Below are 14,611 nucleotides of genomic sequence, written 5' to 3'. Positions count from 1 at the left end.
CGGCCCCGGTCGTGATCGACCCCAACGGGGCCGATGTTGCGGTATCCGAGGGCAGGGATGGCGCAACATCGGCCCCGTTGCGACGGCTATCCACCCGACGGGCCGGGCAGGGCGGCCCGCCCGACGGGTCGGGTCAGCTCGTGACGTCCTTGCGGGTGAAGCGCCAGAAGGCCAGGCCCCAGAACAGGGTGGCGTAGCTGACCGCCGAGATCGCGCCCCGGACCACGTCGTCGGTCTGCATCGGAGTGGACAGCAGGCCCAGCCAGGCGCTGCTGTAGTGGGTCGGCAGGAAGTCCCGCAGCACCCCCAGCGCGGTGATCTGGTCCAGGATGCTGGACAGGATCCACAGCAGCACCGCGCCACCGACCGCGCCCAGCGCGGCGTCCGTCACCACCGACAGCAGGAACGCCAGCCCGGCCACCACCAGCAGCACGACCGCCAGGTAGCCGAGCACCGCCAGCAGCCGGACCAGCCCCTCGGTCGGGGTCAGCTCGGCGGCGACCTGGCTGGTCAGCGGCGACCAGCCGTAGCGCAGAGTGCCGGCGAGCAGGGCCGTGCCGGCCAGCAACAGCAGGGCCAGCCCCGAGTACGCCAGCGCCACCAGCAACTTCACGGTCAGCAGCCGGGCCCGGGGCACCGGCACCGCCAACAGGTAGCGCAGGCTGCCCCAGCTCGCCTCGCTGGCCACCGTGTCGCCGCAGAACAGCGCCACCACCACGACCAGCAGGAACGACGCCGACACCAGGATCGAGAAGAGGGTGAAGTTGAGCCCGCCCGAGGTGGCCAGGTCGGCGAGGCTGGCGAACTCGCCCCGGCCCCCGCCGTCGTCGTCCCCGGACTCGAACTGGAACGCCACCAGGATGATCAACGGCAGCAGCACCATGAACCCCAGCGCCAACTGGGTACGCCGCCGCGACGCCTGCCTGCGGAACTCCGCCCCGAACGGCAGGGTCGCCCCCGGCCGGTACCCGGCCGCCGCCCCACCCGGCCCGAACCCGCCGCTCCGCGCACCGCCGCCCGACGCCGCACCCCCCGACGCCGCACCGGACGGAACCGCACCGCCGTTCGGGCCAGCGCCCGACGGTGAGCCCACCGAAGAACCTGCCATCACCGGTCACCGCTTCCCCGAGAGTTCTCGCCCACCAGGGCGAGGAACGCGTCCTCCAGGCGACGCCGTGGCACCACCCGGTCCACCCCGATCCCGGCCCGGACCAGCTCGGCCACCACCTCGCTGCGGGCGGTCCCGTTCGTGTCCACCACCAGCCCACCGGCACCGCCGGACGCACCGGCACCGGCACCGGCACCGGCACCGCCGGCCGCAGCACCGCTGCCGGCCACCGCACCCGCGCTCGGCGGGACGTCCCCGCCGTCGTCGGCGCCGAGCACGCGGACCCCGCCGAGGCGGCTCAGCACCTCCCGCGCGGCGGCCTGGTCGGTCACCTCGAACAGGGTGCTCGGCGACTCGCCGACGATCTCCTCGACCGGGCCTGCGGCGACGATCCGGCCCTTGTTCACCACCACCGCGTGCGTGCAGGTCTGCTCCACCTCGGCCAGCAGGTGACTGGAGACCAGCACCGCCCGGCCGTCGGTGGCGTACCGCTGGAGCACCCGGCGCATCTCGGCGATCTGCGGCGGGTCCAGCCCGTCGGTCGGCTCGTCGAGCACCAGCAGCTCCGGCAGGCCCAGCATGGCCTGCGCGATGGCCAGTCGCTGCCGCATGCCGTGGCTGTAGTTCTTGGTCCGCCGGTGCACCGAGTCGCCCAGCCCGGCGATCTCCAACGCCTCGTCGAAGTGCGCGTCGGCCCACGGCCGCCCGGTCGCCCGCCAGTACGCCCTCAGGTTGTCCAGGCCGGACAGGTGCGGCAGGAAACCGGGCCCCTCCACCAGCGCGCCGATCCGCGACAGCACCGGTGAGCCGGGCACCAGCCGGTGCCCGAAGACGTAGATCTCCCCGGCGGTCGGCTGGGTCAGCCCCATCAGCACCCGCAGGGTGGTGGTCTTGCCCGCGCCGTTCGGGCCGAGCAGGCCCATCACCTGGCCGGGATGCACCTCGAAGTCCACCCGGGACACCGCGACGAAGCCGTCCGCGTACTCCTTGCGCAGGTCGCGGACGGCGAGCGGGATGCCCGCGTACTCGGGATGGACGGAGTCGTCCTGGCGGCGGTGCCGGCGGCGGACCACGGCGACGACCACGACGAGCCCCACCAGGATCGCGGCCAGCAGGGCGACCAGCACCCAGCGCCACACCGTGGCGGTGGTCGGGATCGGCGTGGCGGTGACCGTCGGCAGGCTCACCGCCCCGTCGACCGCCACCGTGTAGACGGCCGGCGCGGCCGGCGTGGTGTACGCCTGGTCGGCGGTGGCCAGCACCACCCGCAGCCGGTGCCCGGCCTCGACCCGGCGGACGATCGCCGGCAGGGTCACCTGGACCGGCTGCGCGGCGTCGATGGTGGCCGGCAGCCCGGTCAACCGGATCGGGGCGACCAGTCCGTCGGGCAGCGTCGCCGCGCCGGCCGGGTCGACGTCGTAGAGCTTGGCGAACAGCACCGCCTCGCCGGTCGCCGACGCGGCCCGGACGGTGACGGTGGGTGCGCCCACCACGTCCACCGCCTCGGCCAGCGGCGTCGACTCGAACCGGGCGTGCTGGCCGGGCACGTCGCCGGCGACCCCGTCGAGCAGGGAGCCGAGCGACCCGGCGAACGGGATCGCCGAGATCGCCGCCGGGTTGCCGTTGGGCGGGTTGGCGACCGGTTGGGCCGGCCCGGTGACCGGCACCTCGCGCCGGGCGTCCCCGGTCACCCCGGGATAGTCGGCGGTGCGGTAACCGGTGGCGACGAGGCCCCGGTCGAGGGCGTCGAAGCCGGCGATCCGGGAGAACGTGAAGTCGTCGCCGGGGGCCGCGCCGGTGCCCTTGACGTAGTGGTCGAGCCACTGCACGGTCAGGTACTTCACCCGGTCGGAGTCGCTGGTCGGGCCGGTGCCGCCGTCGTGGCCGCCGGTGAACCAGGCCACCCGCACGGGGGTGCCGGCGGCGGCGATGCCACGCGCGTTGGCGTCCGCCTCGGTGAGCGGGAAGAGGGTGTCCGCCTCGCCCTGCACCAGCAGGGCCGGGGCCTTGATCCGGCCCAGCACGTCGGCCGGGGAGGAGCGCCGGAGCAGGTCCACCGCCGCCTGGTCGGCCCGCCCGGTGGTGGCGATCCGCAGGTACGCGGCGCAGACGTCGGCGGCGAACCGGCCGCAGGACGGGTCGGCGGCGGCCCCCGGCACGCGCGGCGACCGGCTGCCCGGCCCGTTGCCCGGCTGCGGGCTGGGTGCACCGGCCGACGCGGGAGCGCCCTCCGGCTGGACTGCGGCGGTGTTGCCGGACAGCCCGGCCGGGCCGGAACCGGCACTGCCGCCGCCGCCGAAGAAGATGCCGGCCCAGCCCTTCTTGAACACGCCCTCGGTGGCCGGCTTGCCGGTGCTCTCCGGCAGGAAGGCGCGGGACAGGTCGTTCCAGGTGATCATGGGGACGATCGCGTCGACCCGGGGGTCCTGGGCGGCCAGCAGCAGGGCCAGGCCGCCGCCGTACGAGCCGCCGACCACGCCGACCCGGGGGTCACCGGCGGCGTCGGTACGCACGTCGGGGCGGGCAGCCAGCCAGTCCAGCAGCCGTTGGGCGTCGCGCACCTCGTAGTCGGGGCTGTCCAGGTGGATCTGCCCGCCGCTGCGGCCGAAGCCCCGCGCGGTCCAGGTCAGCACCGCGTAGCCCTGGCCCACCAGGTCCTCGGCGTCGGTGCGGACGGAGTCCTTCGTACCGCCGAAGCCGTGCGCCAGCAGCACGGCCGGGACCTTCCGGCCGGCCGACGCGCCCTTCGGCAGGTAGAAGGTGGTGTCCAGGTCGACGGGCTCGTCGCCGGCCGGCCCGGAGCGCACGGTGAGCATGGTCGACTCGGTGCGGAAATCCGGCCGGTCCGGCCAGACCGCCCAGCCGACGACCGCCGCCAGCAGGACGACGACCACCGACGCGGCGACCGCGCGACGACCGGTGGGCAGGGCACGACGGACCCGTGCGGCCGACAACGGCGATTTCATTCGGCTCACGGTACGGCCCGGAAGCTGAGCGTTGGCTGAGATCCGCCGTACGTCCGTCCTGGGCAGCCGATCGTCGGTCGAACAGCGGAAACCGCACAAGGTCACCCGGCGTTCACGCAGAACGAATTCGGATTACGTGAATTCACGCGTAAGGCGCTATATCGCTATGGAAACGAGCATGTCACCGTGACAACAGTACGCAGCGTCACGAGCGGGTCAATCTTGCGTCACATCACTCGAAGTGACGCAAAACTGACCCGCGTAGACCTCCGGCCAGGGATCGCCCGTCGATTAGGTTCTCGGTCCGACGCACGGGACCGAATTGTCACGCCATCCCCGACCCCTGCGCCGCCGCCGGAGGAGACAACCATGACCGTTCCCGCCTCGCGGGTCCGTCGACGGCCCAGGACACCGGGCCGCCTGTTGCCGCTGCTACTCGCCACCGCGCTGCTGCTGCCGGTGGCGTTCCTCGTCGTACAGGGCTACCGGCTCGTGGACACCGACCGCGAACTGGCCGAACGGGAACGGCTCGGCGTCGAGTACCTGCGCGCCCTCGGCCCGGTCACCGAGGCGCTGGTCGACGCGCAGACCGCCGCCGTCGCCGGCCGGCCGGTGCCCCGCGACGCCCTGGACCGGGCGGTGGAGGAGGCCGCGGCGGTCGACACCCGGGTCGGCGGCGAACTGCGCAGCACCGAACGGTGGGCCGGCCTGCGCGCGAAACTGGAGGGCCTGCCCAGCCGGTCGCTCACCGACCCGGAAACCGCCTTCACCGCGTACGGCGAGGTCACCGACCTGCTGCTGGCACTGCACGGCAAGATCCGCGAAACCTCCGGCCTGATCCGCGACCCCGGCTCCGACTCGTACTTCCTGCAGGACGGCGTCGGCGAGGAGATGCCGGAGGCGACGGTCGCCGCCGGACGCCTCATCGACCTGGCCGTGCTGGCGCAGCGACGCCCCGCCGCCGACCAGGCCCGCACCGTGGGTGAGCTGGCCACCCTCCGGTTCGCCGCCCTGCAACCGGCCGGTGACCTGGTCAACGACCTCCAGACGGTGGTCGACACCTCGGAGAGCGCCGACATCGGTGCCGGGGTGCTCACCCCGTTCGACAACTACCAGCGGGCCGTCGAGGCACTGGGGGCGCTGTCCCAGCCCCGGGGCCGGGCCCAGGAGCTGGACGTGGCGAAACTGGCCGCCGCCCGCAACCAGGCGCAGACCGCCAGCCGGGAGCTGCAGCCGGTCCTCCTCGACGAACTCGACCGGCTGCTACGGCAGCGCATCGACCAGCTCGACCGCGACGCCCTGCTGATCCTCGCCGCCGGTGGCGTGGCCGGGCTGCTGCTGGTGGCGCTCGGCGCGAGCGGTTGGCTGACCCGTCGCGGTGAGCGCCCGACGGGCCGGGGCACCCCGGCGGTCGAGCCGGCCGACGCGGGCGGACCCGCCCCGTGGGAGCCGCCGACGCCGCCCGGCCGCCTGCCCACCGGGCCGGTACTCCAGCCGGCCGGCCGCGGCACCGAACCCGACCGGTGGAGGCCCTTCGATGCTGCTCGGTAGGCTGCGAATCCGGGGCAAGCTGGCCCTGCTGGTGGTGGTCCCGCTGCTCTGCATGGCCGGGCTCACGGTGCCGGTGGTCTGGGAGCGGGCCTCCGCGGCCCAGCGGGCCGGCGACATCGCCGACCGGGTCCGGATCGCCAGCCGGGTCGGCACGATCCTGCAACACCTCCAGCAGGAACGCCTGCTCGCCGTCGGCCTGCTACTCGGGCAGGTGCAGCGCACCGACCTCGTGCAGAAGATCGCCGAGGTGGACGACCGGGTCGCCGACCTGCGCTCCGACCTCGGCGACGACCTGCCCGGCGAGGTCGACACCGCCCTCGACGGGGTACGCCAGCTCGCCGCCCTGCGGACGGCGGCGGTCGCCGGGCAGACCGGCCCGGACCAGCTCATGGCCGGGTACGGGCCGGTGAACACCGCCCTGATCGACTCGCTGCGGTTACGGCTCAACGCGGACACCCGTACCCCGGCCGGACGACAGGTGCTGGCCCTGGACGGCCTGCTGCGCACCGGCGAGAGCCTCAGCGCCGGCGCCACCCTGATCGTGCTGGTCGCCGCCCGGCCCAACGCCCAGACCGTCACCGCCTACGTGGCGAACTTCGCCGTCCTCGAAGACGAGAGCGCCCGGCTCCAGGCCCTGGTCACCCCCGAGCAGCTCGACCTGCTCACCCTGGAGGAGGTCGCGGTCGCCAACCGCACCGGGCCGAACTTCATCGACCAGAGCGCCGTCGACCCGGCCACCGCCATCGGCGCGCTGGACGTGGCGACCCTCTTCCCCACCGTCGGCTCGATGATCACGCTCGGCCAGTTCGTCGAGAAGAAGCTGGCCGCCGACGTCACCGCCGAGGTACGCGCCGACCGGCAGGTGGCGCTCGCCGGGGCGTACTGGGTGACCCTGCTGATCGTGACCATCCTGATCGCGGTCATCCTGCTCACCATGGCGGTCGGCCGGGCGGTGGCCCGACCGCTCACCCGGCTCACCCGCTCCGCCGACCGGGTCGCCCGGGTCGCCGAGTCCGAACTGGTCCGGGTCGCCGACGACGAGTCCGAGACCACCTCACCGGTACGCCTCGACCCGGTCGACGTGGGTGCCCGGGACGAGATCGGCGACCTGGCCCGCGCCTTCGAACGGGTGCAGAACACCGCCGCCCGGCTGGTGGAACGGCAGGTGGCGAGCCGACGCAACGTGGCCCAGATGTTCGGCCACGTCGGGCGGCGTACCCAGAACCTGGTCGGCCGGCAGATCGCCCTGATCGACCGGCTGGAGCAGCAGGAGACCGAGCCGGGGCGGCTGGAGCACCTGTACCGGCTCGACCACATCTCCAGCCGGTTGCGCCGCAACGCGGGCAGCCTGGTGGTGCTCTCCGGCGCGACCGGCGACGACGCGCACGTCGCACCGGTCCCGGTCGCCGACGTGGTCCGGCTGGCCCTCGGTGAGATCGAGGACTACACCCGGGTGGACGTGCAGGTCCCGCCGGAGGTGGTCGCCGCACCGGCGATCGTCGGTGACCTGGTGCTGACGCTGGCCGAGTTGATGGAGAACGCCACCGTGTTCTCCCCGCCGCACACCCGGGTCGTGGTCACCGCCGAGACGACCGACGACGGCGCCCGGCTGGCCGTCATCGACCAGGGCATCGGGATGAGCGAGCAACGGTTCGCCGAGGAGAACGCCCGGTTCACCCGCCGGGAGCGGCTGGACCTGGCCCCCTCCGAGGTGCTGGGACTGTTCGTGGTGGGTCGGCTCGCCCGCCGGCACGGCTGGACGGTGGAACTCGCCGCCACCCCGGGCGGCGGGGTGACCGCCAGCCTGGTGCTCCCCGGCTCCGCCCTGGCCCGCCCCGCGACCGGGCGTGGCGGGGAACCCGTCAGCCGGGTCGCGCTGCCGTCGCGGGAGCGCCCCGTGACGACCCCGCCGGCCGGACTGCCGACGCGGGAACGACCCGGACCGACCGGCCCGAACACCGGGCCCGGCACCGACGTCCCCCTGCGGACCGGCCGCACGCCGGTCGTGCTCGACGCCGGTCCCGCCCGGCCCACGGTCGACGCGGCGTCGGCCCGGCCGACGGTCGACGCCACGGCGCTGCCCGGGTTCGACCCCACGCTGCTCAGCAAGGCGACCATGAGCATGGCGGCCACCGGCCCCTGGGACGCGTTCAGCACCGCGCCGGCCGACCAGGAGCCGGCCCGTACCCCCGGCACCGAACCGGACCTGGCCTATCCCACCGGCGGCGACCCGGCCGGTGCCACGACGGTGCTGCCGGCCCGGGGCACCGCCACGGTGGCCCCGGTGGCCGACGCGCCCCACCCGGCGGTCCCGCAGGCCGTTCTGCTCCCCACCGTGGGGCAGACCACGCCGCCCACGACGGACCGACCGGCCCCGCTGCCGGGCATCCGGCAGCGGGTCCCCGGCGCGAGCCTGCCCCGTACCGCACCGGTCGTCGGGCCGGTGGACGGCAGCCGGGCCGACCCGGAGGCCGCGCGGGCCCTGGTCGAGCAGTTCCAGTCCGGGGTGCACCGGGCCGAACAGGCCGGGCCGGCCGCCGCGTCCGTCGCCACCCGACCCGCTGCCACCCGACCCGCTGCCAACCAACCCACCGCCGCCCAACCCTCCGCGGCCCAACCCTCCGCCGCACCGGCGGTGCCCCGGCTGACCCGGCGGATCCCGGGCGCCAACCTGACCGTCTCACCGCCCCGGCAGGCACCGAGTGAGAATCCGGGAGATCCGGGCGAGGTCCGCGATCTCATCAACGCGTTCGAGACGGGCGTCGCCCGCGCTCTGCGCGAAGTCCGCACCGACCACCGCACTGAAGAAGGAACGACACGGTGACCAGCCCGCACGTACACGAGAACGTCGACTACCAGAACCACCCGGCCGGGGACCTCAGCCCGGAGGCGCGCACGTTCAACTGGCTGTTGGACTCGTTCACCTCCAGCACCGCCGGCGTCCTGGAGGCCATCGCGGTCTCCTCCGACGGGCTGCTGATGGCCATGTCGTCCATCAAGGACCGGTCCAACGCGGAACGCCTCGCCGCCGTCGTCTCCGGCATGACCAGCCTGGCCGGGGGTGCCGCCAGCTGGTACGCCCTCGGCGGGCTCAACCGGGTGATCGTGGACATGGCCGACGGCTACCTGCTGATCACGGCGATCAGCAGCGGTTCCGTGCTGGGCGTGATCGCCGACCGGTCGGCCAACCTGGGCACCGTCGCGTACGAGATGACCCTCTTCGCCGGCCGGGCCGGCGGCGCGCTGACACCGAGACTCATCGCCGAGCTGAAGAACGCCGTTCAGCAATGACCCGGGACGCCGCTGGCGAGGAACCGGAACCCGAACCCATGGTCCGGGTCCGCCCCTACCTGCGGACCCCGGCGGGCGATACGACACCGACGCCCGCGCCCGTCCCCGAGCCGGAGGCCGGCCGCCCGGCCAGCCCCCGCCCGTTCGTGCTGACCGCCGGGCGGGTGGCCGGCGCGGACCCGGCGATCGGGCTGGAGACCCAGGTCACCGCCCGGACCGGGCCGGGCCGGGCCGCCGCCGTGGCGGCCCTGCTGGCCCCCGAGTTGCAGGCGATCGTCGCCCTGTGTGGTGAGCCGATCTCGGTGGCGGAGATCTCCGCCCGGATGCGGCTGCAGCTCGGCGTGACCCGGGTGCTGGTCGGTGACCTGCGGGCCGCCGGCCATCTCGACGTGCACGTCGGCGCCGTCGACGACGCATTTGACCCCGACCTCATCCTGCGAGTGATTGATGGACTCCGTGCGATCTCCTGAATGGCCGGTCGCCCCGCTCGGCGGGCTCGCCGCGAACAGTGCCTCCGCCCGCTACGGACAGCCCGTGGGCGGCCCTCCGACGGCACCCCAGCACCCGGGCGCACCACTGCCGTACCGACCACCGGCGGCGTCGGCGACACCGACGACGGACACCCGCAGCGGCCCGCCGGCCGCTCCGCCGATCCCGGTCAAGCTGCTCATCGCCGGAGGTTTCGGGGTGGGCAAGACGACCACGGTCGGTGCCATCTCCGAGATCGCCCCGCTGACCACCGAGGCCGAGATGACCAGCGCCGGGATCGGGGTGGACGACCCGGGGGCCCGCAGCGGGAAGACCACCACCACGGTGGCGATGGACTTCGGCTGCGTGACCATCGACCGGAGCCTGAAGCTCTACCTGTTCGGCACGCCCGGCCAGGACCGGTTCGGTTTCATGTGGGACGACCTGGCGCGGGGCGCGCTCGGCGCGTTGGTGGTGGTGGACAGCTCCCGGCTGGACGACTGCTACCCGGCGGTCGACTTCTTCGAGCGGGCCGGCCTGCCCTTCGTGGTCGGGGTGAACACCTTCGACGGCCGGCTGACCCACGAGCTGGGGGCGATCCGGTGGGCGCTGGCGATCGGTGACCACGTGCCGCTGGTGCAGTTCGACGCCCGGGAACGGCTGTCGGTACGGGACGCCCTGCTGGTCGTCCTGGACCGGGCGCTGGACCGGGCGGTACGGGAGAAGGGCGCCTGACCGAGCCGACGCCCGGTCGTTTCCATCGGAGAGGGGGACGTGATGAGGGGTGGTCTGGACGAGACACTCGCCCGGTTGGCCCGCCGTGAGGAGGCCCGTCGCCGCCGGTCGGCCGATCCGGAGACCGACGACGGCGGACCGACCCTGGCCTTCGGGGCCACCGGCCACCCGCCCACCGCCCCGGCCCACCCCGGGCCGGCAGCGACGCAACCGGCCGGCCCGGCGCCGGCCGCCACCGGGCCGGCGCGCCCCGGGCCGGGACCCGCCACGCCGGCGGCTGGCGAACTGGCCCGGACCGGGCCCGGGTGGGCCGGGCCGGCGCCCGACCCCGACGGCGACCCGGTGGAGGAGGTGGCCGAGGCCGTCCGCCGGGTGGTGGCCGCCCGCCCCGGCCTGACCGTGGTGCTGCGCGTCGAGTACGCCGGACGTACGTATCCGCTGCGGATCGAGCAGGCGCAACCCGTGGCCCGCAACGAGCGGCCGGGCGTCGGGGCACGCACCGAGCGACCGGAGAACGGGGTACGCAACGAGCGGTCCGACGTCGTGGCGCGGGCGGGTGTCGACCCGTCGGCCACCCCGCCGCCGGCCTGGCCGCTGGCCGACCGGACGCCACCGGCGTGGACCCCGGCCCGGGAGATGCCGGGGGTCGATCCGGCGGCCCGGCTCGCCGAGTTGATCCGGCGGGACCCGACGCTGCTCGACAACGACACCTGACGGTACGACCGGGCGCGGCACCCCGCTTCCGGGCCGACCGGGCGGCTGGCCTGGGCGGTCGTACCGGATGACCGCCGGGCGTCGGCGGCGGCGGGCGGCTACTGTCGGGCGATGCCCGCACCGGATCTGACCCTGACCGCCAGCCTGCGCCCGGCCGCGCTGGACGCCCGACGTGGCATCGTCCGGCTGCACCCGGAGGTGCTCACCGCCCTGGCCCTGCGCCCGGGGGACCCGGTACGGCTGGCCGGCAGGCGGGTCACCGCCGGGATCGTCGCGCCCGCCGAGCCGACCGCCAGCGCCGCCCTGCTCTATGCCGACGACCTGACGTTGGGCAATCTCGGGCTGCGCGACGGCGGGCAGGTGACGGTCGGTCCCGCCCCGGTGACCCCGGCCCGCCGGGTGACCCTGGCCGGTCCGGTGTCGGTGCTCGCCGCGGTGTCCCCGGAGATGCTCCGGCTCGCTCTGCTCGGCAAGGTCGTCAGCGAGGGCGACAACGTCTCGCTGCTCCCCCAGGACGTGCTCCCCGACGCCTCGGTACGCGGTCTGGTCGAGGCCGCCCGCCGCAGCCTCGCCAACACCGTCGGGTACGCCTGGACGAGCACCCTGCTGACCGTGGTCGCCGCCGACCCGCAGACCGGTGGCCTGGTCACCATGGACACCGTGGTCGGTTGGGAACACGGCCAGGTCACCCACGGTTCGTCCGGCCCGACCGGCCCCGGGCAGGGCTCGACCGGCCGTACCGGGACGGCTCCGGCCGGCAGCCCGACGGGCCCGACCGGGGAGGCCGGCGGGGCCGGGGAGGCCGGCGGGGCCGAGCACGACGACGTGCCGCACGTGGACGAGCTGCCCGGTCTGCGGGCGCAGGCCGAGGAGCTGACCGAGCTGCTTGACCTCGGCTTCCACCACCGCGAGGTGCTGGGGCGGCTGGGTACCACGGTCTCGCTCGGTGTGCTGCTCAGCGGGCCGGCCGGCTCGGGCAAGTCGGCGCTGGTGCGGGCGGTGGCCAAGACGGTCGGCGCCCGGGTACGCCCGCTGTGGGCGCCGGAACTCGCCGCGTTGACCAACGACGCGGCGGCCCGACGGCTACGCGACACCGTCGCCGAGCTGGCCTCGGGCGGGCCGGCCGTGCTGCTGGTCACCGACGTGGAGGCGCTGGCCCCGGCCGAGGACGCCGGGCCGCTGGCCACCGTGTTCCGGCAGGTGCTCGCCGGTGCCGTCCGGTCGGGTACGGCGGTGGTGTGCACCACCTCGCGCCCCGAGTCGGTCGATCCGGGGTTGCGCGCGCCGGATCTGCTGTCGCTGCGGATCTCGGTGCCGCTGCCCGACCCGGCGTTGCGTCGGGAACAGTTGACCGTGCTGACCCGGCAGGTGCCGCTGGCCGAGGACGTCCGGCTCGACGAGGTGGCGGGGCGTACCCCCGGGTTCGTCGCCGCCGACCTGGCCGCGCTGGTCCGCGAGGCCGGGGTGCGGGCGGCGCTGCGGCAGAAGACGGCGCAGACGCCGACGGTGGCGATGGCCGACTTCACGGCGGCGCTGGAGGTGGTCCGGCCGACCACCATGGCGGCGTCCACGCTGGAGCTGGCGACGGTCACCCTGGACGACGTCGGCGGCCTCGGCGAGGTGAAGCAGACCCTCACCGAGTCGGTGCTCTGGCCGCTGACCTACCCGGACACCTTCGCCCGGCTGGGGGTGCAGCCGCCCCGGGGGGTGCTGCTCTACGGGCCGCCCGGGTGCGGCAAGACCTACCTGGTGACCGCCCTGGCCGGGACCGGACGGGCGAACGTGCTGTCGGTGAAGGGTGCCGAGCTGCTGTCCAAGTGGGTGGGTGAGAGCGAGCGGGCCGTGCGGGAGCTGTTCCGCCGGGCCCGCGAGGCCGCACCGACGCTGGTCTTCCTCGACGAGATGGACGCGCTGGCCCCGGTACGCGGACAGGCCACCGACGGCGGTACGACCGACCGGGTGGTGGCCGCCCTGCTGACCGAGCTGGACGGGGTGGAGGCGCTGCGCAACGTGGTGGTGATCGGGGCGACCAACCGGCCGGACCTGGTCGACCCGGCCCTGCTGCGTCCCGGCCGGCTGGAACGGCTGGTGTACGTGCCGCCGCCGGACGGCCCGGCCCGGGCGGAGATCCTGCGGGCCGCGTCCCGCGCCGTGCCGCTCGCCGAGGACGTCGACCTGGCGGCGCTCGGCGAGGAGTTGACCGGCTTCTCGGCGGCGGACTGTGCGGCGCTGGTGCGGGAGGCGGCGCTGGCCGCGATGCGGGAGTCGCTGTCGGCCGCCACGGTCACCGCCGCGCACGTCGCCACCGCCAGGGACCGCGTGCGCCCCTCCCTGGACCCCGGGCAGGTCGCCTGGCTGGCCGCCTACGCCGACAAGCACACGGGCTGAGCCTGCTGGTGCAGCCGTGGGTGCTGCGTCGGCCGGTCCGGGCGTGTCGTCGGGGCGGGTGGATGTAGCGGTGAGCGGTATGCCTGAGCGGCATAAATATGACAGGTAGTCATATCACTCGCTGCGGGCATCTCGACCGTCGGCGACACGCCGCCCGCGCGGTGGCCGACGAGGGGGTCAGCCGTCGGCGGGGGGCGTCGCGTCGAGCGAGATCTCCGCGTACACCTTGTGGTCGTCTTCACGGAGCTTGGCGCCGCAGTTGCGCAGCACCGCGACGGCCCCCAGGTTGTCCGGGGTGGTATCAGCGACGACGGAGTGCATGCCGGCCGCCGCCGCGGCGTTGAGCAGTTGCCGCAGGGCCGCCGCGCCGAGGCCCTGGCCCCGGGCCGACCGGCCGAGCCACATCCCGGTTTCCACCACCCCCGGGGCGTCGCAGCGGGTCATCCGGATCATGCCGACCACCTCGCCGCCGGCACACACGGCGAACATCAGGGTGCGGGTCGGGCCGTCCAGCCCGCCGAAGCTGGCCCGGTGGAAGTCACGGAACGCCTCCCGGCGGGCGAGCGACCAGCCGGCGGGGGCGTCGACCGGGGGCATGACGTCACTCGGCTCCGCCTCGGCCGCCGCTACGGAGAGCAACGATTCCAGGTTCGCCTCGTCCACCGGCTCCAGCCGTACCGTACCTGCCACGTGCCGCAGTCTGCCGCCCGCGCCGGCCATCGTCCACCCTTTTGGCCGGTGACTGGCGGTCCGGTCGGAGGTATCGGCCGGTCGTCCCACCGGAGCTGGGAACCTCACGCTCCGCTGTCAGCGTGGGCAGGGCTCAGCGGCGGCGGTTGCGGGCGCGGGAGGCGCGCAGCCGGCGCAGCCGGCCGATCAGCAGCGGCTCGGCGACCAGCGCGGCCGGGCGGTCCAGCAGGGCGTTGAGCAACTGGTAGTAGCGGGTCGCGGACAGTCCGAAGGTGTCCCGGATGGCCTGCTCCTTAGCCCCGGCGTGCCGCCACCACTGCTGTTCGAAGGCGAGGATCGACCGCTCCCGCTCGGTCAGCTCGTCGCCGCCGGCCGTCGCCCGCGCACCGGCCGACCCGGCCGCCGGTCCGGACCGGGGCGACGGTACGTCGGCGTCGGGGGGTGAGGACGCGTCGTCCTCCGGTGCCGGCCGGGGCGACGGCACCGGCGGCGGCGCGGACCGGACGTCGGCGGGCGGTGGGGGGTCGGCGGGGGGCACGGGCGGCATGGCGTCGGTGGGCGGCGGCACGGCGCTCCTCGGCAGGGTGGACGACCGGGCGTACCGGCCGGGGAAACCCAGCTTAACCAGGGTGGGCGACGCTTCCGGACGACGGACGGGCCCGGCTCGACACGTGGTCGACCCGGGCCCGTCGCCCTCGGG

At 74.9% G+C, this 14,611-nt stretch carries 11 protein-coding genes; 7 read left to right on the top strand and 4 right to left on the bottom strand.

Features of this window, described 5'->3' with window-relative positions:
- Positions 1 to 133: 133 nt before the first annotated feature.
- Positions 134 to 1,108 carry an ABC transporter permease gene (locus ACN265_RS01270; protein ID WP_420115841.1) on the bottom strand — a complete coding sequence of 325 codons (975 nt, stop codon included), beginning with the start codon at positions 1,106 to 1,108 and terminating at the stop codon, positions 134 to 136.
- Positions 1,108 to 4,074: an alpha/beta fold hydrolase gene (locus ACN265_RS01265; protein ID WP_421405777.1), complete on the bottom strand. Its 2,967-nt coding sequence runs from the start codon at positions 4,072 to 4,074 to the stop codon at positions 1,108 to 1,110. The genes ACN265_RS01270 and ACN265_RS01265 overlap by 1 nt, the downstream gene beginning before the upstream one ends.
- A 369-nt stretch (positions 4,075 to 4,443) precedes the next feature.
- On the opposite strand from ACN265_RS01265, the gene ACN265_RS01260 reads away from it, so the two are divergent.
- The 7 genes from ACN265_RS01260 to ACN265_RS01230 all read left to right on the top strand — a co-directional run bounded on the left by ACN265_RS01260 (position 4,444) and on the right by ACN265_RS01230 (position 13,221).
- On the top strand, positions 4,444 to 5,625 hold the full coding sequence (locus ACN265_RS01260; protein ID WP_420115839.1) for a hypothetical protein: 1,182 nt from the start codon (positions 4,444 to 4,446) through the stop codon (positions 5,623 to 5,625).
- Positions 5,612 to 8,449 carry a nitrate- and nitrite sensing domain-containing protein gene (locus tag ACN265_RS01255; protein ID WP_421405775.1) on the top strand — a complete coding sequence of 946 codons (2,838 nt, stop codon included), beginning with the start codon at positions 5,612 to 5,614 and terminating at the stop codon, positions 8,447 to 8,449. Before ACN265_RS01260 ends, ACN265_RS01255 begins: the two co-directional genes overlap by 14 nt.
- On the top strand, positions 8,446 to 8,916 hold the full coding sequence (locus tag ACN265_RS01250; protein ID WP_067305308.1) for a roadblock/LC7 domain-containing protein: 471 nt from the start codon (positions 8,446 to 8,448) through the stop codon (positions 8,914 to 8,916). The genes ACN265_RS01255 and ACN265_RS01250 overlap by 4 nt, the downstream gene beginning before the upstream one ends.
- Complete coding sequence (locus ACN265_RS01245) at positions 8,913 to 9,386, top strand: DUF742 domain-containing protein (RefSeq protein WP_204924695.1); 474 nt, start codon at positions 8,913 to 8,915, stop codon at positions 9,384 to 9,386. The genes ACN265_RS01250 and ACN265_RS01245 overlap by 4 nt, the downstream gene beginning before the upstream one ends.
- Entirely contained in the window at positions 9,364 to 10,119 is a 756-nt protein-coding gene (locus ACN265_RS01240) for an ATP/GTP-binding protein (protein ID WP_363650644.1), read from the top strand. Before ACN265_RS01245 ends, ACN265_RS01240 begins: the two co-directional genes overlap by 23 nt.
- A gap of 42 nt (positions 10,120 to 10,161) precedes the next feature.
- Positions 10,162 to 10,833, top strand: coding sequence for a hypothetical protein (locus ACN265_RS01235; protein ID WP_421405774.1), 672 nt, complete (start codon positions 10,162 to 10,164; stop codon positions 10,831 to 10,833).
- Between the two features lie 111 nt (positions 10,834 to 10,944).
- Positions 10,945 to 13,221, top strand: coding sequence for an AAA family ATPase (locus tag ACN265_RS01230; protein WP_421405773.1), 2,277 nt, complete (start codon positions 10,945 to 10,947; stop codon positions 13,219 to 13,221).
- Between the two features lie 177 nt (positions 13,222 to 13,398).
- Here ACN265_RS01230 and ACN265_RS01225 read toward each other — a convergent pair whose 3' ends face one another.
- Together ACN265_RS01225 and ACN265_RS01220 are read right to left on the bottom strand one after the other, a co-directional pair.
- The gene (locus ACN265_RS01225; protein ID WP_204924691.1) at positions 13,399 to 13,911 is read right to left on the bottom strand and encodes a GNAT family N-acetyltransferase; all 513 of its coding nucleotides are present in this window, start codon (positions 13,909 to 13,911) and stop codon (positions 13,399 to 13,401) included.
- A gap of 133 nt (positions 13,912 to 14,044) precedes the next feature.
- A complete protein-coding gene (locus tag ACN265_RS01220; RefSeq protein ID WP_307826134.1) occupies positions 14,045 to 14,479 on the bottom strand; it encodes a DUF3263 domain-containing protein in 435 nt (144 codons plus the stop codon).
- Between the last annotated feature and the right edge of the window lie 132 nt (positions 14,480 to 14,611).

Source organism: Micromonospora sp. WMMD730, assembly GCF_049178955.1.
Taxonomy (GTDB): Bacteria; Actinomycetota; Actinomycetes; order Mycobacteriales; family Micromonosporaceae; genus Micromonospora; species Micromonospora wenchangensis.
The sequence above is the reverse complement of the archived record's forward strand: the minus strand, read 5'-3'. Positions and strand labels throughout refer to the sequence as shown.